Origin of the sequence: Paraburkholderia acidipaludis NBRC 101816, from assembly GCF_000684975.1 — a bacterium.
GTDB classification, from domain to species: domain Bacteria; phylum Pseudomonadota; class Gammaproteobacteria; order Burkholderiales; family Burkholderiaceae; genus Paraburkholderia; species Paraburkholderia acidipaludis.
On the sequence record NZ_BAXZ01000007.1, the window covers coordinates 112,243 to 134,283 of the forward strand.

General features: G+C 67.0%; 18 protein-coding genes. 5 read left to right on the top strand and 13 right to left on the bottom strand.

Annotated features, from left to right (window positions below):
- Window positions 1-20 precede the first annotated feature (20 nt).
- Window positions 21-1,043 carry an ABC transporter permease subunit gene (locus BAC01S_RS10895; RefSeq protein ID WP_027794797.1) on the top strand — a complete coding sequence of 341 codons (1,023 nt, stop codon included), beginning with the start codon at window positions 21-23 and terminating at the stop codon, window positions 1,041-1,043.
- Window positions 1,044-1,135: 92 nt separating this feature from the next.
- Window positions 1,136-2,080 carry an ABC transporter substrate-binding protein gene (locus BAC01S_RS10900; RefSeq protein WP_027794798.1) on the top strand — a complete coding sequence of 315 codons (945 nt, stop codon included), beginning with the start codon at window positions 1,136-1,138 and terminating at the stop codon, window positions 2,078-2,080.
- Window positions 2,081-2,164: 84 nt separating this feature from the next.
- Here the strand turns inward: BAC01S_RS10900 and BAC01S_RS30965 are convergent, their stop codons facing one another.
- From BAC01S_RS30965 to BAC01S_RS30970, 6 genes are all read right to left on the bottom strand, one after another.
- Window positions 2,165-3,991, bottom strand: a complete 1,827-nt coding sequence (locus BAC01S_RS30965) for a sensor domain-containing diguanylate cyclase (RefSeq protein WP_084168503.1) — start codon at window positions 3,989-3,991, stop codon at window positions 2,165-2,167.
- 291 nt (window positions 3,992-4,282) lie between these two features.
- Window positions 4,283-4,639 carry a BON domain-containing protein gene (locus tag BAC01S_RS10910; protein ID WP_027794799.1) on the bottom strand — a complete coding sequence of 119 codons (357 nt, stop codon included), beginning with the start codon at window positions 4,637-4,639 and terminating at the stop codon, window positions 4,283-4,285.
- Between the two features lie 146 nt (window positions 4,640-4,785).
- Window positions 4,786-5,982 carry a porin gene (locus BAC01S_RS10915; RefSeq protein ID WP_027794800.1) on the bottom strand — a complete coding sequence of 399 codons (1,197 nt, stop codon included), beginning with the start codon at window positions 5,980-5,982 and terminating at the stop codon, window positions 4,786-4,788.
- 792 nt (window positions 5,983-6,774) lie between these two features.
- Window positions 6,775-7,614 carry an anti-sigma factor family protein gene (locus BAC01S_RS10920; protein WP_027794801.1) on the bottom strand — a complete coding sequence of 280 codons (840 nt, stop codon included), beginning with the start codon at window positions 7,612-7,614 and terminating at the stop codon, window positions 6,775-6,777.
- On the bottom strand, window positions 7,611-8,129 hold the full coding sequence (locus tag BAC01S_RS10925) for a sigma-70 family RNA polymerase sigma factor (RefSeq protein ID WP_027794802.1): 519 nt from the start codon (window positions 8,127-8,129) through the stop codon (window positions 7,611-7,613). Before BAC01S_RS10925 ends, BAC01S_RS10920 begins: the two co-directional genes overlap by 4 nt.
- Window positions 8,108-8,698 carry a hypothetical protein gene (locus BAC01S_RS30970; protein ID WP_218001666.1) on the bottom strand — a complete coding sequence of 197 codons (591 nt, stop codon included), beginning with the start codon at window positions 8,696-8,698 and terminating at the stop codon, window positions 8,108-8,110. The genes BAC01S_RS10925 and BAC01S_RS30970 overlap by 22 nt, the downstream gene beginning before the upstream one ends.
- Before the next feature lie 395 nt (window positions 8,699-9,093).
- On the opposite strand from BAC01S_RS30970, the gene BAC01S_RS10940 reads away from it, so the two are divergent.
- Window positions 9,094-11,286: an NHL repeat-containing protein gene (locus tag BAC01S_RS10940; RefSeq protein WP_027794803.1), complete on the top strand. Its 2,193-nt coding sequence runs from the start codon at window positions 9,094-9,096 to the stop codon at window positions 11,284-11,286.
- A gap of 37 nt (window positions 11,287-11,323) precedes the next feature.
- On the opposite strand, the gene BAC01S_RS30975 is transcribed toward BAC01S_RS10940, so the two are convergent.
- From BAC01S_RS30975 to BAC01S_RS10975, 7 genes are all read right to left on the bottom strand, one after another.
- Complete coding sequence (locus tag BAC01S_RS30975; protein ID WP_043201892.1) at window positions 11,324-12,442, bottom strand: diguanylate cyclase domain-containing protein; 1,119 nt, start codon at window positions 12,440-12,442, stop codon at window positions 11,324-11,326.
- A 70-nt stretch (window positions 12,443-12,512) separates the two neighbouring features.
- A complete protein-coding gene (gene cheB, locus BAC01S_RS10950; RefSeq protein ID WP_027794804.1) occupies window positions 12,513-13,526 on the bottom strand; it encodes a chemotaxis response regulator protein-glutamate methylesterase in 1,014 nt (337 codons plus the stop codon).
- A complete protein-coding gene (locus BAC01S_RS10955) occupies window positions 13,526-15,796 on the bottom strand; it encodes a hybrid sensor histidine kinase/response regulator (protein WP_027794805.1) in 2,271 nt (756 codons plus the stop codon). The genes cheB and BAC01S_RS10955 overlap by 1 nt, the downstream gene beginning before the upstream one ends.
- A complete protein-coding gene (locus BAC01S_RS34570) occupies window positions 15,793-16,503 on the bottom strand; it encodes a chemotaxis protein CheW (RefSeq protein WP_027794806.1) in 711 nt (236 codons plus the stop codon). Before BAC01S_RS34570 ends, BAC01S_RS10955 begins: the two co-directional genes overlap by 4 nt.
- Window positions 16,496-17,965 (bottom strand): CheR family methyltransferase, encoded by a 1,470-nt coding sequence (locus BAC01S_RS30980; protein WP_043201895.1) that lies wholly within the window; start codon window positions 17,963-17,965, stop codon window positions 16,496-16,498. The genes BAC01S_RS34570 and BAC01S_RS30980 overlap by 8 nt, the downstream gene beginning before the upstream one ends.
- Window positions 17,962-18,462 (bottom strand): chemotaxis protein CheW, encoded by a 501-nt coding sequence (locus BAC01S_RS10970; protein WP_027794807.1) that lies wholly within the window; start codon window positions 18,460-18,462, stop codon window positions 17,962-17,964. Before BAC01S_RS10970 ends, BAC01S_RS30980 begins: the two co-directional genes overlap by 4 nt.
- 39 nt (window positions 18,463-18,501) lie before the next feature.
- Entirely contained in the window at window positions 18,502-20,175 is a 1,674-nt protein-coding gene (locus tag BAC01S_RS10975) for a methyl-accepting chemotaxis protein (RefSeq protein ID WP_027794808.1), read from the bottom strand.
- 286 nt (window positions 20,176-20,461) lie between these two features.
- On the opposite strand from BAC01S_RS10975, the gene BAC01S_RS10980 reads away from it, so the two are divergent.
- Both BAC01S_RS10980 and BAC01S_RS10985 read left to right on the top strand, forming a co-directional pair.
- Window positions 20,462-21,034: a TetR/AcrR family transcriptional regulator gene (locus tag BAC01S_RS10980; protein WP_027794809.1), complete on the top strand. Its 573-nt coding sequence runs from the start codon at window positions 20,462-20,464 to the stop codon at window positions 21,032-21,034.
- A gap of 67 nt (window positions 21,035-21,101) precedes the next feature.
- The gene (locus BAC01S_RS10985) at window positions 21,102-21,965 is read left to right on the top strand and encodes an SDR family NAD(P)-dependent oxidoreductase (protein ID WP_027794810.1); all 864 of its coding nucleotides are present in this window, start codon (window positions 21,102-21,104) and stop codon (window positions 21,963-21,965) included.
- Window positions 21,966-22,041 lie beyond the last annotated feature (76 nt).

The following is a 22,041-nucleotide window of genomic DNA, read 5'->3' on the forward strand; positions in this document are numbered from 1 at the left end:
CGTTCAATCAGGAGTACGACATGCGAAACATTCTTCCCCGTCACGGCGCCGCCGCCGCACAGGCGCAAGCAAGCGCCGGCGCACTGGACGGCCATCGCGCCCGCATGAAGTCGCTCATGCGCACCGCCGGCATGCTCCCGGTCCTCGTGCTGCTGTGCGTGGGCTTCGGCTTTCTCACCGACGGGTTCTTCACGCTGCAGAATCTTTCGATCGTCACGCAGCAGGCGTCCATCAACATCGTGCTGGCCGCCGGCATGACCTTCGTGATCCTGACGGGCGGCATCGACCTCTCGGTGGGCTCGATCCTCGCCGCCGGCGCCGTCGCCGCCATGCTCGCCTCGAACATTCCCGGCTGGGGGTGGCTCGGCATACCCGCCGCGCTCGTGGTGGGGCTCGCCTTCGGCATCGTCAACGGCGCGCTCATCTCGTTCCTGCGCCTGCCGCCCTTCATCGTGACGCTGGGTTCGCTCACCGCCGTGCGCGGCATCGCGCGCCTCATGGGCCACGACACCACCATCTTCAACCCGCAGCTGTCGTTCGCCTTCATCGGCAACGGCACGGTGCTGGGCATTCCCTGGCTCGTCATCATCGCGCTCGCCGTGGTGGCCGTCTCGTGGTTCGTGCTGCGCCGCACGGTGCTCGGGCTGCATATCTATTCGGTGGGCGGCAATCCCGAAGCCGCGCGCCTCTCGGGCATCAAGGTCTGGGGCATCGAACTGTTCGTGTATGCCGTATCCGGCCTGCTTGCCGGGCTCGGCGCCGCGATGTCGGCCGCCCGCCTCTATGCGGCCAACGGCCTGCAGCTCGGCCAGTCGTACGAGCTCGACGCCATCGCGGCAGTGATCCTCGGCGGTACGAGCTTCGTGGGCGGCGTGGGTTCGATCATCGGCACGCTCATCGGCGCGCTCATCATCGCGGTGCTCTCGAACGGCCTCGTGCTGCTGGGCGTTTCGGACATCTGGCAATACATCATCAAGGGCCTCGTAATCGTCGGCGCCGTGGCGCTCGACCGCTACCGCCAGCGCGGCTCGGCGCGCACGTAAAACAATTCGTTTCTCCGATACAGCATCATCGGGGCGCGAGCGGTCCTCTCGCACCCCGGATCGAATAACAGGACCTCTCTGGAGACAACCCCATGTTCAAAAAGAAAGCCGTCCTCGCCGTTGCCGCTGTCACCCTCGGGCTCGCCATGCAAGGCGCCCACGCTGCCGACAAGCAGCTGAAGTCCATCGGCGTCACCGTCGGTTCGCTCGGCAATCCTTACTTCGTGACGATCGTGAACGGCGCCGAAGCCAAGGCGAAGCAGATCAGCCCCAACGCCAAGGTCACCGCCGTTTCGGCCGACTACGATCTCAACAAGCAATTCACGCAGATCGACAATTTCATTTCGGCGCACGTGGACATGATCCTGCTGAACGCCGTGGATCCGAAGGCGATCCTGCCCGCCGTGCAGAAGGCGCGCGCGGCCGGCATCGTGGTCGTGGCCGTGGACGTGAGCGCTGCGGGCGCCGACGCCACCGTGCAGACCGACAACGTGAAAGCGGGCGAGCTTTCGTGCGACTACATGGTGAAGAAGCTGAACGGCAAGGGCAACGTGATCATCGAGAACGGTCCGCAGGTCTCGGCCGTGATCGACCGCGTGAACGGCTGCAAGTCGGTGCTCGCGAAGACCCCGGGCATCAAGATCCTCTCCGACGACCAGGACGGCAAGGGCTCGCGCGACGGCGGCATGAACGCCATGCTCGGCTACCTCACGCGCTTCCCGAAACTCGACGGCGTCTTCACGATCAACGACCCGCAGGCGATCGGCAGCGACCTCGCCGCGAAGCAACTGCATCGCAGCGGTATCGTGATCACTTCGGTGGACGGCGCACCCGATATCGAAACCGCGCTCAAGACCGACACGCTCGTGCAGGCCTCGGCCAGCCAGGATCCGTGGAAGATGGCGCAAACGGCCGTGGACGTGGGCTACGGCATCATGAACGGCAAGAAGCCCGCTAATCCGATGATCGAAATGGCGCCGCAACTCGTCACGCGCGACAACGTGGGCAGCTACAAGGGCTGGTCGTCGCCGCACTGATCGGCGGCGAAGCGCATGCCCGCGGCCGGGCAAGGTCCGGCCGCGAGCATGTCGAACCCGCTTCTGGAGAAGCGCCCTTGCCTCTCAGGTGCATTCGATACGGTTGCGTCCGTTCTTCTTCGCGCGGTAGAGCGCGAGGTCGCTGCGCGACAGTGCCGCTTCGGCGTTCGGGTCGGCCGCGCTCATTTCCGTGACGCCGATGCTCACCGTCAGCGGCACGAACCCTTCGGCACACATGAGCGGTTCACCCGCGATGCGGCGCTGGATGCGCTGCCCCATCGCACACGCGCCCGCAAGCCCCGAGGCACCCAGCAGCACGGCGAACTCCTCGCCGCCAATGCGCCCCGCGATATCGGCGGCGCCCAGTTCCATGCGCAGCATGTCCGCGAAGTGGCGCAGCGCGCGATCGCCAACCGCGTGCCCCCAATGGTCGTTGATCGCTTTGAAATGGTCGAGATCGCACATCAGCACGCCGGCGGCCGGACCGCCCGCGCGGTGCAGATGCGCGAAATGCGCGTCGAAGCGCGCCATGAAGTGCCGGCGATTGGCGAGCCGCGTGAGCCCGTCGGTCGTCGCGAACTCCTGCAACTCCGCCTCGATGCGCTTGCGTTCCGTCACGTCGGTGATGAAGCCGTGCCACACGGTGACGCCGCCCGCGAGCCGCTGCGGCTTCGCATCGCCCTGCCGCCAGCGCAGGCCCTGCACCGGCAGCCGCACGCGGTATTCGAGGCGCCATGGCGTGAGACACGCGGCCGACTCCGCGAACGATGCACGATACGCTTCGAGATCGTCCGGGTGGATCAGCGCGTCGATGCACGCGGCGTCATGCGCAACGGCGTCGGGTGTGAGTTCGTAGATCTCAGCAATGCCCGCGCTCGCGTACGGAAACGAAACGCCGCCATCGGGCAGGCTGCGGCGCTGGAATACGAGGCCCGGCACTTCGTTGGTGAGATTCGTGATGAGGTTGACGGACTCGCGCAGCCGCTCGGACATCTCGCGCATCGAAGTCACATCCGTCGTCGTGCCAATCATGCGCAGCGCGCGGCCCTCGCCGTCGTGGCTCGTCACCTTGCCGCGGCTGCAGATCCACTTGTAGCGTCCGTCCTTGCAACGAATGCGGTGCTCCACCTCGTAGCTTTCGGTGCGCCCCTCGAAATGCGCCTGCATGGCGGCCTTCACGTAGTCGAGATCGTCGGGATGCAGCCGCTGGTAGCTGTCTTCGATACGGTTCGTCACCTCGTCTTCGGCGTAGCCGAGCATCGCTTTCCAGCCCGTCGAATAGCGGATCTCCCCCGTGACGACATTGCGGTCCCAGATGCCGGTTCCACTGCCCGCAACGGCCAGCGCGAGCCACTCTTCGCGCTCGCGTAGTGCTTCGAGTTCCCGGTCTTTCGCCGTTTCGTTCGCTTGCTGGGCCGACTGCGTCAACTGCGGGACGGCCAGCGCCGCGGCCAGGCGCGCGAAATCGTTCAGGCTCGCGCGCTCGGTTTCGTCCAGTACGCGCGGCGCGTAATCGATCAGACACAAGCTGCCGATGCGCTCACCATTCGCCCCCCGCAGCGGCCACGCCGCAACGAAGCGAAACGGCAGCGCACGGGTTGTGCTCAGGCAGCCGTGCCATGACGGCTCCGCAACCGTGTCCGCCACCACGATCGGCTCGCCGGTCCACGACGCCTCGCCCATCTCCTGCAACGCACACAGCGCCTCGCGCAACGGCGAATCGAGCGCCGCGCCCGCCCAGTTGCCGGCCGGCTCGCCCGGTATCGCGCAAGCCGCAGCCACGTGGAAATGGCGCTCGATCAAGCGCATCAGCGCGTCGAGCGGCGCATCGCACGCCCCCGCTGCCGGGCGGACGGCTGGCGGGACGGCCTGTGCGTCGACCAGGGGCGGCGTAGCGGAGAGGGAGGACATGGTGGGCGTGGCAGGCGGAGCGCGCGTCCGTAACGAAAAGGCCAGCGGCCAGTATATAGCGCGCTGGTTACGAATTCGTAGCACTAATTGGTTTGCCCACACGCTGCGTGCGCGACGCTTTGGATCGACAGTTGCCGCACGAATCGCGTCGCCGTGCCGGAACGCGACGTGGCTGGCATTCATCTGCGGAATCGGAGGGGGAAACGCCTCGGCGAGCGATGACCATCGCTCTCGCGGCGTTGGAGGTTCAGGCGATGCGCTCACCGCCCGAACCCGAAGAGAATGAAACGCTTACTGCGGCGTCTTGATGCTGAGCTTGTTGTTCACCGAAGTCACACCGTCGACACCCTGCGCCGCACTCGCGGCCAGATCGATCTGCTGCTGGCTATCGCAGCTGCCGGTGAGCGTCACGACGCCACTGACGACCTTGACGTAGATGTGAGTCGGATCCAGTCCCTTGGTATGGGCCAGTGCGCGATGAACCTTCTTCGCAAGCGCCCGGTTCGCGGCCTTCGTCGCCTTGGCGGAAGTCGGCGCTGCCGCCGTCGTGTTGTCCGCCGACGTATCGCTGGCCTGTGCATGGGCGCCCACGGCGAGCGCCAATGCGAATGCGGCCGTGGCGGCCCTGGCAACCTGTATCAACTTCATATCGATTCTCCTTGCTCTGAAATTTCTTCCTGATTTCTTCCCGGCTTAAGCGGATGAACCTCGGGGACGAAGCTCATGCGCGGGAAATCCGGTCCTGCCAGCCCGGTTTCCCGCCTGACGAGTCGATGCGTGTTGCCGCTACGCGTTTAGAACTGGGTCATGATGCCGACGTTGCCGGCAAACTGGCCATGGCCGTAGCCCGGACCTTCGTTGATGCCGCTGCCGACCGCACCGCCGCCATTGGCATTGGAGGCGCCGCCGGTGCCGTACGGATCGGCATAACCGTCGCCGAGACCGATGTTCGACGTCGAGCTGTTGTGGATATAGCCCAGTTCGGAATACAGGAACGTCCGCTTCGACAGGTTGTAGCTACCCGCGAGCGTGTACAGCGTCGCGTTGCCGTTGCCGTTGTTGGCGTTGGCATGATAGATAGCGGCCGTGAGCAGCGTAACGGGCGTGATCTGCCAGCCCACGCCGCCCCACTCGTGATCGACCGCCGTCGGCAGGCTGGCGCCGCCAGGCGTGGCGGCAAAGTCGTAGCCGGCTTCGTCGGCGTCAGGCGCCGAGAGGTGCTGGTAGCCCGCATAGAATTTCACCGGGCCGAGCGAATAGGTGCCGCCGGCGAGGATCGAACGCGAGTACAGGTAGACGTTGCTGAAGCGGCCGAACGGGTCGCGGATTTCGTCGTAGATCGCCTGCAGTTCGAAGGCCGACGCGTTGTACTGGATCTTGGCGCCATCCGAACGGCCCTGCGACGCACCGAAACCGGAAGTCGCACCAAGTTGGCCCGGCGCACTACCGGTACCGCCATTGCCGTTCCAGTTCGAGGCGTTGGAAAGATCATACTGCCCCTTCAAGGTGAGACCGGCGAGCAGCGGCGAGGTGTATTCCACGCTGTTGCCTGCCTGTGCCCAGTTACGGCCCCGAACCAGCGTGGCGATCGAATAGAACTGCATTAGTTGCGGATCGACGTCCCAACTGTCCTGGCTGATTTCCGCCGCGCCCGCATAGCCAATCTTGAACGTACCCCACGTATCGTTCGTCAGACCGACGCGCGCTTCGCGACCGAACAGCGAACCATTCTGATAGTTGCCGTTCAACATATCGAGGCCCATCTCCAACTTGAAGATCGCCTTCGTCCCGCCACCCAGGTCTTCCGCGCCTCTGAAGCCGAATTCCGATTCGCCCCAGTCGCCGCTCTCCATCTGCACGGCGTTACCGCCCGGAATCCCCGTGCGGTACTGGACGCCGACATCAAGCCGGCCATACATCGTCACGCTGCTTTGTGCGTGCGCGACGATTCCCGCAGACATGAGCGCTGCGGCCAGCAAAGCTTTCTTCATACTCTCCTCCATACCTTCGAAATACATTGGACGTGGTACCGCCAACATTTCCCAATGGCTTTGACAATGAACAATACGTCAATTGCAGACAGGCCCCGTGGAACAATGCCGGGGATCTTTCGAGTTTTCTTTCTCGCTGGACGATCTCTTTGGCCTTTGGAGAGCGGAAACTACTTTCTTCCGCCTCGTTTTGTTTATTTTCACTACAAATGTAGCAAAGGCGAATCGGCGAGGCGAGGAGAGAATGAGCGTGCGTTGCGAATTGCCGTCACACGTGTCGAAGCTGGCACGGCCCGTGACTTGCAGAAGACCGCCATTTTCGATAATCCCATGCTTTTGAATGGGTCATTCTATTAGTCGCAATTTTAGCAAAAATTATCGACAGCCGATTGTTGCCATTGTTCAGGACGATGAACAATTGGCTTAATGAAAAACGCTTAATGTTATGATGCGTATTTTCTGGAAATTCGCCGGAATTGCCGATCCGCGTATCAGTATTTCTTCCCGAAAGTTTTCTGGTGCGCGATCAAACTGGCAATATTTTTATCAAAAGCCGCGCAAATGAACGGACATGATCGGGCAACGACACCCTTACCGTTTGAAAGGAAACCCGGGATTATTGCCCGATTTGCGAGCCAAGGAAGAAGGAACAGGAAAGTTAAACGGTTCTTGTTCCAGATTGACGTGCCTGGAGAATGGGGAAACGGGCGCCCTGGTGGATGTACTTAAGCGTCGATACCTATGGACGGCGCAACGGGGTCTCCACGAGAAACCCCGCCGCACGAGACACCCTCACTCGGCCTTCTCCACCGTCAACTGCGAATAGACATCGTGCGCCAGCTGGAGCAGCTCCCTGCGGTCGATTCCGCTCGACAGCGCATAGCCGAAGTCTCCGTCGACCCAGTAGAACACGTTCACCGGCCCATCCCGATACAGCTTGAACGCGGTGGTATTCGAGCTGACCTTGCGACGCGAGATACAAAGCGTGACCCGTTCGCCCCGCGCGCTGTTGTACATGAACTGCGCGACCTGGCCGCCGTCGGCGCCGGGCAGCAGGCGGCCGCCCGCGAGTTCGAAGCCGCTCTTCCCGAGCATGGGCGGATGCACGTTGGTGCCAAGCCGGTTTGCCAGCCACTGCACGAAGTCCTGCTCCGGCGCGCGCGTCATGTTGTTCGGCCGCCCGACTTCGGGCATATAGACGACATGTGCCAGCGCCGCCTGGCGTGCGAACCGCTCGCTGACGTCGGCGCTGGCCACGTGCACGTCGGCCTCGTTCGACGATGCCACCATCGTGCCCGCGCCATAGTGCAAGCCCCAGCCAATGCCGACGCCCAGCACGAGCGTCGCGGCCATGCCTGCAAACTGCGCCGCAAAACGCGGCCAGTTCGCGGCCTCGCGGTGCCGCGCCGCCTCGGGCGCCGCTCGCAGACTCGCGGGCGGCGGCTCGCTCAACACCCGATCGTAGCGTTCGTGCAGCAGACCGTTCAGCGCGAAATAATCGCTCACGCGCGCCGCGAGATCCGGGTTGCGCTCCAGTTCTCGCTCGACTTCCGCCTTGCGCGCTTCAGGCAACGCGCCATCCACATAGGCATGGATTTCGTCTTCCGTAACGGGATACGTTTGCTCGCTCATCGCACCACCTTCAGATTCGCACGCGGGGCTGCACCGGCCATGAGGGCGCGCAGCCGCTCGCGCCCCCTGGACAAACGCGACATCACCGTGCCGATGGGAATGTCGAGGGCCTGCGCCACCTCGGCATAACTCATCTCTTCGAGACCCACGAGCAGTACGACCTCGCGCTGCTCGCCCGGAAGGCGTTGCAGCGCATAGTCGAGATCGCGGACTTCGAGCGTGCCGAGCTGGCTTGCAGGCACCGCGTAGTCGGTCTCCGGCACGGTCTCGTCGTCCACGGAAACATGCGCGCCGCGCGCCGACGACTGGCGCACCTGGTTCACGAAGACGTTATGCATGATCGTGAAGAGCCACGCGCGCAGGTCCGTGCCCAAACGGAACTGCCCCGAGCGGCCGAGCGCGCGCTCCAGCGTGTCTTGCACGAGGTCGTCGGCCAGTTCCCGGTTATGGATCAGCGCGCGCGCGTAGCGTCGCAGGCGCGGCACGTGTTCTATCAGTTCGTCACGGATGTCCATGTTCCATCCTTGCCCGCTTCCTCCATCCCATTCCCTCGGCCGCCATCGTCCGCGGGCAGCGTTGCGGCGTCCGCCGCGCGCATCAGGCCGCGCGTGCGCACGTCGCCCGCCAGCACCCAGCGCGTGCCGTTCGCAGTCCATTCGATCAGGCGCATCGCCCCGATACGCCTCGCGCTCCACTGCGGCTCGTCCTTCGCGAACCAGGCGCGCGCCCCCAGCAGCACGACGCGCTTGCCGTCCGCGTTTTCGTAGACGTAGCGCCTCGCGCTCGCGAAGAGCCCCAGCCTGAGCGTGCCCTCACCCACGAGCCGCAGGCCCGATGCTTTCAGATCGAAAGGCTCGGGAGCCGTGGCGGTCGCGTCCGCATTGCCGCCTCCGGCCGCTCCGTTTGCGGTTTCCATGAGCGCCATGACGGCGGCGGCATTCACGACCTGCTGCGCCGGCTGCGAAAGCGCCAGCCAGGTCGCGGCCACCGTGGCCAGCAAGGCGGCCAGCGCAGCCGCGCCTAAGGCGCGCGGCGCGTCGCCTCCTGAACGTTCAGTGTATGCCTGGATAGCGGTCCCGGACACGGGCGGGTGCGCCATCGGCCCCTTGCGAATCATGGTCTTTCGGCTGCAAAAGGTTGGGTCGATGGGCAAACACGCGAGGCGGCTGGTTTATTCCCGCGTTTTTTCCACGAATGCGGCCGCTTCTCGCAGATACGTTTTCGCCGCCACCACCATGAATGCATCGAAGTCGATGACCGGCTCCACCGGACCGCCCGCTGCCGGCGCAAAATTCTCCCCGATATCTTTCGTATACCTTAACAATGAAATGCATGCACAACCTCATTCCGGCAGCATAAAAAAATTCAGATTACTCACCTCGAATAAAAACCGAATTATTTCCGGAACCCGCCATGCGAGCATGAGCGCGGGTCGTTGCGCACGCACCGTGCGCCATTCGTTCTTCCAGGGGTTCCAGCATGAAACTGGCCAAACGCCTGCTGCTTGCCGTGCTTGCACTGCAAGCAGCATGTATCGACACAGCCGTTGCCCAGGCAACGCTCAACTACACCACGTCGTGGATCGGCAATACCTTCGGATACGGCGACGGCAAGTGGGTACAGCTCGACATCGAGGCGATCGCCGTCGCGCCCGACGGCACGGTGTACGCCAACGCACCATGGGACGAGAGCGGCAGCGAGCTCGGCGTTTACCGCGCCGGCGACAAGCTCGCCGTAGGCGGCAACACGCACGGCTGGGGCAATACGGGCGGCGACGCCATCGCGGCGAACACCAGTTACGTCTACGCCGCCATGTCGATAGGCAACGAGAGCAATGCGCTTTCGGGCGCCGACTACCCGCCCGCCGGGCAAACCTGGTACGGCGTCACGCGCCGCCTGCGCTCCAACATCGCAAAGGGCGCGCCGTTCGCGAGCGGCATCGGCAACAGCGCCAACGCCACGAAAGACAGCTTCGTGCGCGTGCGCGACGTGCCCACGGGCGACGACGGCGCCGTGCGCGGTCTCGCGGCCTCCGACACCGAACTTTACGTCTCCGACACCTACGGCAACCGCATCGTCGTCTACGACGCGCAAACCATGCGTCAGCTACGCTCGTGGACCGCGCCGTCGCCGGGCCAGCTCGCGCTCGCGAGCGACTCCACGCTGTGGGTCGTGCAGGGCTTGCAGAGCGCGAGCGGCCCGACCATCGGCCACTACCGTGCAAACGGCACCGCGCTCAACGACGCTCCGGTGCTGCCGCAGGGCACGGTGCCCACCGATCTCGCGTTCGCGCCCTCGGGTCAACTGACGATTGCCGATAACGGCCCGGCACAGCAGATCCTGCTCTATAGCCGCACGACAAGCGGCGCGATGCAGCTCACGACCACGCTCGGCACGCGCGACGGCATCTTCCACACCGTCAAGGGCACGCCCGGCGACTGGCGCTTCAACGGCATCACCGGCATTGGCTACGACTCGGCCGGCAATCTCTATGTCGCGCAGAATGGCCAGGGGCCACGCCCAATCGGATCGGCGCTCGTGGGCCAGGGCGCCGTGCTCGAAAGCTACGCCATGACCACGCGCTCGCTCGGCTGGCGACTCTACGGACTCCTGTTCGTGGACGCCGGCGCGTTCGATCCCGCCTCGACGGCCAACGTCTTCACCGGCTCGAAGCGCTTCACGATGGACTACACGCAGCCGGCCGGCAAGCAGTGGACCTACTCGGCCTTCACGCTCGACCGCTTCGACTACCCCGACGACCCCGCCTTCCACCTCGCGCGCGGCGTGCGCGGCTCGCCGATGGTGCGTCGCTTCGACGGCCAGTTGTTCCTCTACACGCTCGACGAATACGCGCACTATCTCACGGCGTACCGCTTCGCGCCGGGCACGGAGGGCCAGGTGGCGATCCCGTCCGGCTTCTTCGCTCAAAACCCGCTGCCGGGCAACTGGCCGGCGGGCCAGCCGACGTACGGCGAGTGGATGTGGCGCGACGCGAACGGCGACGGCAAGGTGGACGCGAACGAAATCACGGCCAATCCCTCGACGGGCTCGACGGTAGGCGACGGCTACTGGTGGGTGGATGCTCCCTGCAACGTCTGGCTCGCGACGCCCGCCTCGGGCATACGCGAGATGCCGATGCTCGGTCTCGACGCCCACGGCAATCCGATGTATTCCTATGCATCCGCGAAGACGTTCCCGATGCCCGCGCCGTTCGCACGCGTTGCGCGCATGGTCTACGTGGCCGCGACGGACACGATGTATCTCACGGGCTACACCTCGGCAAGTCAGTACAACGCATCGCTCTGGAAAGAGGCCGGCCCGGTATTGGCCCGCTACGACAACTGGTCGAGCGGCTCGCCCGTGCTCACGTACACCGTGAACCTGCCCTGGAATACAAGCAGTGATCCGCAGATCACGACCGTGGGGATTGCCGTGGCGGGCAACTATGTGTTCATCGCGGAGCTCTATACACCGCACGTCGACGTCTACGACACGCGCAGCGGTCAGTTCGTCGGCACCTTCACACCGGGCGCCGCTGTCGGCAGCACGACGGGCTGGGTCGACATCTATATGGGGCTCAGCGCAGCCGAGCAGCCGGACGGCAGCTACGTCGTCCTCGTGGAGGACGACGCACGCGCGAAGCTGCTCATGTACCAGTGGAAGCCGAACTAGCCGGCCCGGCAGAAGGAAGCGGAAGGCCGCCCGGCCTTCACCCGCGTGTGCCGATCTGCGTGGAAAAGGCCACGCGGTTGCGTCCGTCGCGCTTGGCGCGATAGAGCGCCGCGTCGGCTTCCTCGATGAGCGCCGTTTCGGCGATGTTTTCGGCCGGCGTGAGCGTCGCCACGCCTATGCTGATGGTGAGGTGTTCGCTCACGTCCGACCCTGCATGCGGCAGCGCCAGCGCCGCCACGTCGCGGCGCATTTTCTCGGCCAGCAGGCGCGCGCCGGCGCTGCCCGTGCCGGGCAGCACGACGGCGAATTCCTCGCCGCCGAAGCGCGCCACCAGATCGCGCGGCTGGTTGATCTCGCTGCGGATGGTCGCCGCCACGGTGCGCAGCACGCTGTCGCCCGACACGTGCCCATACGTGTCGTTATAGGGCTTGAAGTAGTCCACGTCGATCATCAGGAGCGACACCTCGGTGCGCTCGCGCAGCGCGCGGCGCCATTCCGCGCCGAGGAACTCGTCCAGGTAGCGGCGGTTCGAAAGGCCCGTGAGGCCGTCCGAATGCGTGAGCCGCCGCAGTTCCAGATTCGCCTTCAGCAGCTCTTGCTGGGAGCGGCGCAGCGCGCGATAGGCCTCGTCGCGCTGGAGCATGTTCATATAGGAGCGCGAATGATATTTCAACCGCGCGATCAGCTCCACGCTGTCCGGCAGCTTGACGAGATAATCGTTCGCACCCGCGGCGAACGCCGCGCTCTTGATCGCGGGCTCCTCCTTGGTGGAAAGCACGATGATCGGCACATCGCGCATCGCCTCGTGGGCGCGGTAGGCTTTCACGAGCGTGAGCCCGTCGGTGCCCGGCATCACGAGGTCCTGCAGGATCACGGTCGGGCGCACTTCCCGGGCCGTGTGCAACGCATCCTCGGGATGCGCGCAGTAGTGGAAGTCGATGTCGCGCTCGCCGCCCAGCGCGCGGCGCACGGCCTCGGCAACGATGGCCTGATCGTCCACGAGCAGCACCATCATCGGCAGCTCGGCGGCGGGCAGCGGCTGTTCGAGCGCGGCGCGCGCTGCCTCGAGCGAGGCTTCGAGCGCGGCGTCCTCGGTGCCGCCGGCCGGAGATGCGCCTTGCGCGCTTGCGGGAACGTTGAGCTTCTCGGTGGTCATGATGGTCGGTCGATTCTGTGCTGCTGTAAATGGGGAGCGCGCGCGCTCGCGGTTTCGTTCCGTTCGCGCCTCACACGGGGCGTTTGACGCGATCGCGCAGTTCGGCGGCAATGGCGCCAAGCGGCAGGATCGCGCACGCCGCGCCCAGCGCTGCCGCGGCCTTGGGCATGCCGTAGACGGCGCTCGTGGCCTGGTCCTGGGAAATCGTGTAGTAGCCCTTCGCGCGCATTTCCTTCAAGCCGATCGCTCCGTCACGGCCCATGCCGGTCAACAGCAGCCCCACCGCGTCGCCGCGCCAATGTTCGACCACGCTGCGAAAGAACGTGTCGACGGACGGCCGGTACGGCGTTTCCGCGGGCTCGCGCGTGTAGGCAAGCCGGCCGCCGGCGGTCATGCGCAAATGATCGTTGGTGGCGGCCAGCAGCGCGACGCGCGGTTCGGGACGGTCGCCTTCGCGCGCCACGCGCACGGTGAGCGGCGTCTGCCCGTCGAGCCACTCCGCCATGCCGGCGGCGAACGACTGGTCCACGTGCTGCACGATCACGATGCCGGCCGCAAAGTCGGCGCTCAGGTCGCCCAGCACGCGCGCGAGCGCGGTCGGCCCGCCTGCCGACGCGCCAATCGCCACGAGCGGCACACGGCCCGGCGCGGCGCCGGTGGCCGCGGCCGGCGCGCGCACGGTGTCGGGCGTGCCGTGCAGCCGGCCGATCTGCTCGATCTTCGCGAGCAGCAGATCGATCGTTTCGCGCGCGCCGGGACCGGCAAGCGAAGGCGTATCGACCGCATCGAGCGCGCCCGCGCCCATGGCCTCGTACACGCGCCATGCGTTCGCGCCCACGCTGCTCGTCACGATCAGGATCGGGCACGACGAAGCCGCCATGATGCGCCGCGTGGCCTCCACGCCGTCGAGCTTCGGCATCACGAGGTCCATGAGCACCACGTCGGGCGGCCGGGCCGCGCAGAATTCGACGGCCTCCTCGCCGTCCGCGGCCACCCATAGCACGCGGTGCCCGGGACATCGCGCAATGGCGTGACGCAGCGCCTCCACGGCAAGCGGCATATCGTTAGCAATGCCGATGTTCATCAGATCGCCTCTCCGATCAGATCGTTGACCGCATCGAGCAGCGCCGCGTCGTGAAAGCTGCCCTTGGTGAGATAGTAGTCGGCGCCCGCCTCCAGCCCGCGCCGCCGGTCGTCCTCGCGATCCTTGTACGAGACGATCATCACCGGCACGTGCTTCAGTTGCGGGTCGTTCCTGATCATGGTGACGAGTTCGATGCCGTCCATGCGCGGCATGTCCACGTCGGTGATGACGAGGTCGTAGCGACCCTGGCGCAGCGTGGTCCAGCCGTCCATGCCGTCCACGGCCACCGTGACCGCATAGCCGCGCTTTTCGAGCAGCTTGCGCTCCAGCTCGCGCACCGTCAAGGAGTCCTCCACGACCAGCACGCGCTTGCGTTCGCGCGCCGCGCCCTGCGCCCCGCGCGCGATGCCGGCGAGCTGCCCTTCGCGCACGAGCCGCGCCACCGAGGCGACGACGTCCTCCACGTCGATCAGCAGCACGACCCGGCCGTCGTCGAGCAGCGCCGCCGCCGAGACATTGCGCACCTTTCCAAGCCGGCCGTCGAGCGGCTGCACGGCGAGCGTGTGCTCGCCGAGAAAGCCGTCCACGGCGATGCCGTAGAGGCCCGCCTCGTCGCCGACGAGCACGACGCTCACGTCGCCGTCCGCCTCCGCGGCACTGCTTGCGCCGTTCGCGCCAAGCAGTTGGCGCGCGGTCACGAGCCCCACGGGCCGTCCGTCCCAGGCGATATGCTGTTGGCCTTCGAGCATTTCGATAGCGCTGCGCGGCACGCGCAGCGCGCGCCTCACGCGCGCGAGCGGAAATGCATACGCCTCGCCGGCCACGTCCACGATCAGGCTGCGCACGACGGAGAGCGTCAGCGGCAGCTGCAGGACGAAGCGCGTGCCGCGTCCCGCCACGCTCTCGATCCGCACCGTCCCGCGCACGGCCTTCACGAAGTTGTGTACGGCGTCGAGCCCCACGCCGCGCCCCGAAACGTCGGTGACGGTATCGCGCAGCGAGAACCCGGGCAGCAGCAGAAAGTCGAGCAGCTCCGCGTCGGACATCGTCTCCACCGCATCGCTCTGGGCAAAGCCGCGCGCCACGATGGCCGCGCGCAGCGCCGCGAGATCGACGCCGTGGCCGTCGTCGGCCACGCTGATCAGCAGCTTGCCCGCGCTGTGGCGCGCTTCGAGCGTGAGGTGCGCCTCCTCGGGCTTGCCCGCGATGAGCCGTGCGACCGGATCCTCGATGCCGTGGTCGAGCGCATTGCGCAGCAGATGCCCGAGCGGCGCGTCGAGCATGTCGAGGATGTCGCGGTCCACCTGGGTCGCCTCGCCCTCGACCGAGAAGCGCACGCGCTTGCCGAGCGAGCGCGCCAGATCGCGCACGATCCGCGGATACGCGTGCGCGATCTCGCCGAACGGCCGCATGCGACATTGCAGCGCTTCGTCGTAGAGCCGCTGCGCGAGGCGCGCGCCGCGCCGCTCGATGCGGTCCAGCTCGTCGAAGCGCTCGGCCAGTTGCCCATGCAGCGCCGCGAGCGACGCGCGAATTTCGGCCAGCGCGACGCGCGCCTCGGTGCCGAGCGTATCGATATGCCGGTCCTGGAACTGGCCGATCGCGCCCAGCAAGTCGCCCTGCGCGTAACGCACGCGCAGGAGCGAATCCGCGAACGGCCGCATGCGGCGCGATTCGACAAGCGTTTCGCCCGCGAGCCCCACGAGCCGGTCCAACGTGCCCGCGCGCACGCGCAACATGCGCTGCCCGTCGGCAGACGACGCGGCACGTTCGCGTGCCGATGCCGGTTCGGCTTCGGCGGCAGTAGAGGCGGCCGGCAACAGGGGCTCCGGCGCCGCGGAAGCGACGGGTGCGGCTTGCACTTCGGCCGCCGCAACTTCCGGAGCCGCCGTGCCATTGAGGCGCGCGACGAATGCCTCGACCGCGTCGCGCGCGAGCGGCGGCGCATCGGCATCGCCCGCCGCCAGCAACAGGTCGATGCCGACCAGCAACGCGTCGATACGCGCGGCGTCGATCCGCAGCTCGCCGCGCTGCGCGGCGACGAAGCAGTCCTCCATCACGCTCGCCACTTCCACCGCCTCGGGCAGCCCGACAATGCGCGCGGCGCCCTTGAGCGAATGCGTCGCGCGCATGCACGACTCCAGCGTCTCGGGGTCCGCCGGCGCGGCTTCCAGCGCAAGCAATCCGGCGGAAAGCGTGCGCGTCTGCGTCTGCGCTTCCTCGCGGAACAGGTCGAGCAGCGAGCGGCGGCTCAGTGCGTCGTCGCTCATCGCACGCTCCTCGTCAATGCCTCGAATAGCGCTTCCACATCCAGCACACCGACCGAGCGGCCGCGCCAGTCGAGCACGCCGCGCACATGGCAACCCGCCCCTTGCGCCAGGGTGGCCGGCGCGGGCAGCAGCGCCTCGTGGCTGAAGTACGCCACGCCTTCCACGTCGTCCACCGGGAACGCGGTCGTCTCGCCACCCCGTTCCGCCACCAGCAGACGACGCCGCCCGGCACGCACGCCAGCGGACTCCGGCGCGGACTCGATATGCAGCAGCGCGGCGAGCGAGACGGCCAGCGTCAGCACGCCGCGCACGTTCACGATGCCCAGCACGGCGGCGCTGCGCCGGTGCGGCAGCGAATGAATGGGGCGCGCCTCGCCCACGTGCTGCAGCACGGCGGCCGGCAGCGCGAGCCACTCGGCACCCACGCGGAATACGAGCGATCCCTCGCTTTTTGCCACGCCATTGTGATCGTCGTTGTGATCCTCACCTCGCGCGCCGCCGGCGCGCGCTGCGAAAGGCAGCACGGAGGCCGCGAAATCCGCGGGACGCTCCAGCATGCGCGCGGCGGCCTGCGCGAATACCGGGCAGTTCAGGCAACGCAGATGCTGTTCGAGCCGCGGGCACGAATTGTCGCCGCGCGTGCCGATGCGGTTCCAGCAATCGTCCAGCGGCACGCGGGCCGGCACGGCGGATTCGCGTTCAGACATCGGCGCCTCCCTGGCGCGGCGAGCCCGGCGCCGCGCGCTCGGCACGGCGCATCAGGCGGCGCGCGCCGTCGCCGTCGCCCTCCACTTCGAGCAGCGCGGCCAGATGAGTCAGCGCTTCGTAGTGCGCAGGATCGAGATAGACCGCCTTGCGGTAGTGGTCCCGCGCCTCGGCGGTGTGCCCCTGCGCGTCGGCGATCAAGCCGAGCAGATACCATGCGTCGGCGTCCGACGCCGCGGATTGCGTCGCCTGCCAGGCAAGACGACGCGCCGCGTCGAGTTCGCCCGCGTCGGCAAGACGCCGCGCCTCGAGAAGCTCGGTGCCGGGCGCTGCGGCCGGCAAGAGCGGCTTCGCGAACGGACTCGCGGCAGAAGCCGAAAGTTGCGGGCGCAATGAGCGTGCGGGCGCCGCGGGCGTCGTCGTCCGCGGTGCGCCGGAACCCTGCAACATCGATGCCGACGCAACGATTGGCGACAGCGCGGGCACGGGCGCAGCGGCGAGCGCGGTTTTCGGCGCTGCGGCAAGCATAGGCCGCAGCGGCAAAGACAGCGGCGCAGGCGCGAGTCCTGGCGCAAACGCGCGCTGTTGCACCTCGCGCTCGTCGGGCAGCCGGAAGCCGAACGCGAGCGGAATATAGGCGGAGACCATCTCGTGCCGCATCATGAGTCCCGTCTCGGCAGGGCCGACGAAGATCATGCCGTCAACGGACAGGCGCTCGCGCAGCAGGCGTATCGCCCGGTCCTGGGCGTCGCGGTCGAAATAGATCAGCACGTTGCGGCAGAAAATAAAGTCGTAGCGCACCGGATGGGCCGCGAGCCATTCGAACAGATTGGCACGCTCGAACGTCACCGGACGCCGCACGTGCATGCCGATGCGCCAACCGTCCTCCACCGGCTCGAAATGATGCTCGCGGAATGCGAGGCCGTCGCCGCGAAACGCATTGCGTCCGTACACCCCGCGCTCCGCGGCCGCGATCGAGGCGGCGCTGATGTCGATCGCGTCGATGCCGAGCTGATCGGCGGCAAACCCTGCGTCGAGCAATGCCATCGCCGCCGAATACGGTTCCTCGCCGCTCGAACACGGCGCGCTCAGCACGCGCAGCACGTCGCCGGGCCGCCGCGCGAGCCGCTCCGCGCCGAGGCGCGCAAGCGCCGTGAAGGCCTCGCGCTCGCGGAAAAACCAGGTTTCGGGCACCACGAGCGCGTCGATGAGCGCCTGGCGTTCCGCAGCCACGGACGTGAGATAGACCCAGTACGCGTCGAGCACCGCGCCCGGCACGGCCACACCCGCCTCCCAGGCAGCGGGCATGGCCCCGGCTTGCGACGCCTCGCCCACCTCCGCCGCCACTGTTGCGGCGGCCCGCAGCGCGACCGCGCGGGCCAGCGCGTTCACGCCGAGCGAGGGCGCATCGATGCCCGTCTCCTGCAGGAGCCATCCCGCGAAGCGCGGATCGCCGGCGCTCACAACGCGGCTCCCTGCGCCTGCCACGAGGGCGGATCGGGAAAGAGCAGCGCGCGAACACGCGCATCGAGCAATTGATCGACCTTGACCCACTGCACGAAACCCCGCTCGTCGCGTGCGACCGGGCCAAGCCAGCGCGCCTCCGGGGTGGAGATGCCGCCGTCCGCGAAGGCAGTCTCCGCGAAGGTCTGCGTGCGGGTAGCGCATTCGATCAGGAGTGCGATATGACGCTGCGCGGAGCTTCGCAATGAAGCGTCGGGAGCAGACCTGTCGTAGACGAGCACGAGCCGCGTGGACATGAGCGCGCGCGCGGGCCGCCCCAGCGCCAGCATCGCGAGATCGACCACCGGCACGGGCGCGCCCTCGTGCTCGATCAAACCCGCGATCCACGGCGGCGTGCCGGGATGCGGGCGCACCGGCGCGAGCGGCAGCACATGCGCGATCTCGCGCGCATCGAGCGCGTAGCGTTCGCCGTCAAGCTCGAACAACAGGAACAACATCGCCGGGTCCCTCGGGGCGCTCTTGCGCGCCGCTTTGTATCAAGCCTCGATTCTGAAGCGCGAGACGCCCGTGCGCAGTTCGCTGGCCACGAGCGTGAGATTGTCGATGGCCTGCGACGACTGGCGCAGCGATTCCGCCGTCTGCTGCGCCGCCTCCGAAAGCTGCGTGAGCGCCTGGGTGATCTGCTCCGCGCTGGTGGCCTGGGCCTGCATGCCGTCGTTCACCATCTGGAAGCGCGGCGCGAGCGTCTGCACGGCGCCGATGATCTGCGAAAGCTGCGTGCCCACGGCCTGCATGTCGTGCATGCCGCGGCGCACTTCCTCGGCAAACTTGTCCATGCCCATCACGCCCGCCGACACCGCCGACTGGATCTCCTTGACGGTCTGCTCGATGTCGTAGGTGGCCACGGCAGTCTGGTCGGCCAGGCGCCGGATCTCGGTCGCGACGACCGAAAAGCCGCGGCCGTACTCGCCGGCCTTCTCCGCCTCGATGGCCGCGTTCAGCGAAAGCAGGTTGGTCTGGTCGGCCACCTTGGTGATGGTCGACACGACCTGGTTGATGCTCACGGCCTTCTCGTTGAGGATCGCGAGCTTCGCGTTCACGGAGCCCGCGGCCTCCATCACGCTGCCCATCGTGTCTTCCATGTGCGTGAGGCCGCTCTGGCTCGTGGTGGCGAGCGCGGCCGACTGCTCGGCCACCGTCGCCACTTCGCTCATCGTGCGCACGAGGTCGCGCGCGGTCGCGAAGATCTCGCGCGAGGTCGCGCCGATCTCGGTCGTCGTGGCCGCCGTCTCGCTCGCGGTGGCCTGCTGTTCCTTCGAGGTGGCGGCCACTTCGGCCACCGAAGTCGAGACCTGCAGCGACGACTTCTGCGCCTGGGCAACGAGGCTCGCGAGTTCGTCGCTCATGCGGTTGAAACCGTCCTCGAGCACGCCGAACTCGTCGCGGCGGCCGAGGCGCAGGCGCTGCGTGAGGTCGCCCGTGCGCATGGAGTCGTGCACGTCCACGAGCCGCGCCATCGGCACCGTGATCGCGCGATAGAGCGCGTAGCCGGTGGCGAGCGCGGCGAGCAGCACGACGCCCAGCGCCGCGGCCAGCGTGACCTCGGTGCCCGTGACCGAGCCGCGGATGGTCTGCGCGGAGTCGTCGGCCTGCCCGCGGTTCTCTTCGACGATCGAGTTGACGGAGTCCGTCACGTCCTGCCACGCCGGCGCGAGTTGCGCGAAGGCCGCCTGCGCGGCGGGACGCGAGGCGGGCAGTTGATGCGCGATGGCGGTGGCCTGGGGCAGGTAGCGCGCGTAGGCGTCGCGAAAACGTTGAAAACGTTCGCGGTCGTCGCTCCGGAAGACCGTGGTGTCGTACTGCTTCATCAGCCGGTCCACGTCGGCGATCGCGCCGGGCAACGCGGCAAGGTCGCGCCCGGTGCTGTCGGCATCGGCGTCCACGAAGGCGGCGCGCTCCGTGAGCGAATACGTCTGGACCGCCGCCGCACGCAGCGAGGTCGCGTAGAACAGCCCCGGCACCGAATCGTGCGTGAGGCTGAACGCCTCGTCGTCGATGGCGCGCAGGCGGTTGTACGAGATCGCCGCGGTGGCGAGCATCAGCACGAACAGCAGTCCGAAGCTGAGGACGATGCGCGTGCCGAGCGTGTAGCGTCCCTCGGTCTGGCGCGGCAGGCCGGCCTGGCCGGTGCGGGGCATGGCGGTGCTCATTGGGCGTCTGGGCTTTTTCCGTTGACTGAATCGTAGCCCCACGCGGCACAGGCGAATGCGCGCGCGTTGCGGCCGGAGGGAAAGGCCCGTCATGCGGCCCTCACGGTCGCTAGTGTAATGGTCCGCGCACATTTATGGGATAGGCGGGAAGCCACTGGGGCCGGATTACCGGGGCGGGACGACAGGGACTGTTCCGCATGCCATCGCCCTGCGGCGGGTTGCAGGGAGGGGAAAATCCATTGTATGATTGAGTAATCACTCAACTATGTAGCCCGAGACGCCGCTCATGGCCCGCCCGAAAAGCGAAGACAAGCGCAATGCCATCCTGGCCGCCGCCATCCACGTGATCGCGACGCAAGGGCTGGGCGCACCCACGGCCAGGATCGCCAAAACCGCGGGCGTGGCCGAAGGCACGCTCTTCACCTACTTCGATAACAAGGACGAACTGCTCAACGCGCTCTATCTCGCCATCAAGGCCGAGCTGCGCGAAGCGCTCGCGCCCGACTTCCCGCACGACGCCGGCATGCGCGAACGCGCCCGGCATCTCTGGCGACACTACGTGGACTGGGGCGTCGCCAACCCGGACAAACGCAAGGTCATGCTGGTCCTGAGCGCCTCCGAACGCGTCACCGAACAATCGCGCGCGGTCGGCATGCAAGCCTTCGCGGAAGCCGGCGCGCTCATCGGGAATTGCATCGCGCAAGGTCATCTCGACGGGCACTCCCCGGCTTTCGCCTCGGCAATCATGGGCGCGCTCGCCGAAACAACGATGGATTTCATCGTGCGCGAACCGGCGCAGCGCGAGCGCTACCTCGAAGCCGGGTTCAACGCGTTCTGGAATGCGATTGCGCACGCCTGAGTGCGCATTTTTTTGATCGGTTAATGAGTGAGTACACACTCATATTCAACGAGCAAAGGAGCTCATCATGTCGAAAGTCTGGTTTGTCACCGGCAGTGCGCGCGGCCTCGGCCGCCATATCGTCGAAACCGCGCTGGAGGCGGGCGAGCGCGTCCTGGCCACGGCGCGCGACCCGCAGCGGCTCGACGATCTCGCGGCGCGCCACGGGGACCGCGTGAAGACCGCGGCGCTCGACGTCGCCGATCCCGCGGCGGCGCGCGCCGCCGTGCAGACCGCGCTCGATGCGTTCGGCCGCATCGACGTGCTGGTCAACAATGCGGGCTTCGGTCACATCTCGCCCTTCGAGCAAAGTCCCGAGGACGACTTCCGCGCGCAGATCGACACGAACTTCTACGGCGTCGTCAACGTCACGCGGGCGGTGTTGCCGGTGATGCGCGCGCAAAAATCCGGGCATATCCTGCATGTGTCGTCGGTCGGCGGCCGGCTGGGCATGGCCGGGCTCGCCGCGTACCAGTCGGCCAAATGGGCGGTCGGCGGCTTCACCGAAGTATTGCGCCAGGAACTCGCGCCTATCGGCATCCATATGACGGCACTCGAGCCGGGCGGCATGGCGACGGACTGGGGCACCGAAGCCGGCGCCCGCATTCCTGCGCTGCTGCCCGAGTACGAGCCCTCGATCGGCGCGCTGCTGAAGCTCTTCGCCGACCACGTGGGCAAGGAACGCAGCGATCCCGCGCGCGTCGCGCAGGTGGTGCTGCAACTGACGCGCCATGACGATCCGCCCGCCCACCTGCTGCTCGGCAGCGACGCCCTGCAGTTCTCGAACGCCGCCGACGCCGCGCGCGCCGCCGAGGGCGAACGCTGGCGCGCCGTCACGCTGTCCACCGACTTCGGCGGCGCGGGCATCATGCCGGTCATGCCGAGCAACTGAGCAAACGCCGGCGTGCAAGGCAGCTTGAGAGAGGTGTCTTGCGCGCCCGTCGACAACGACCGTGATTCGGGAACCT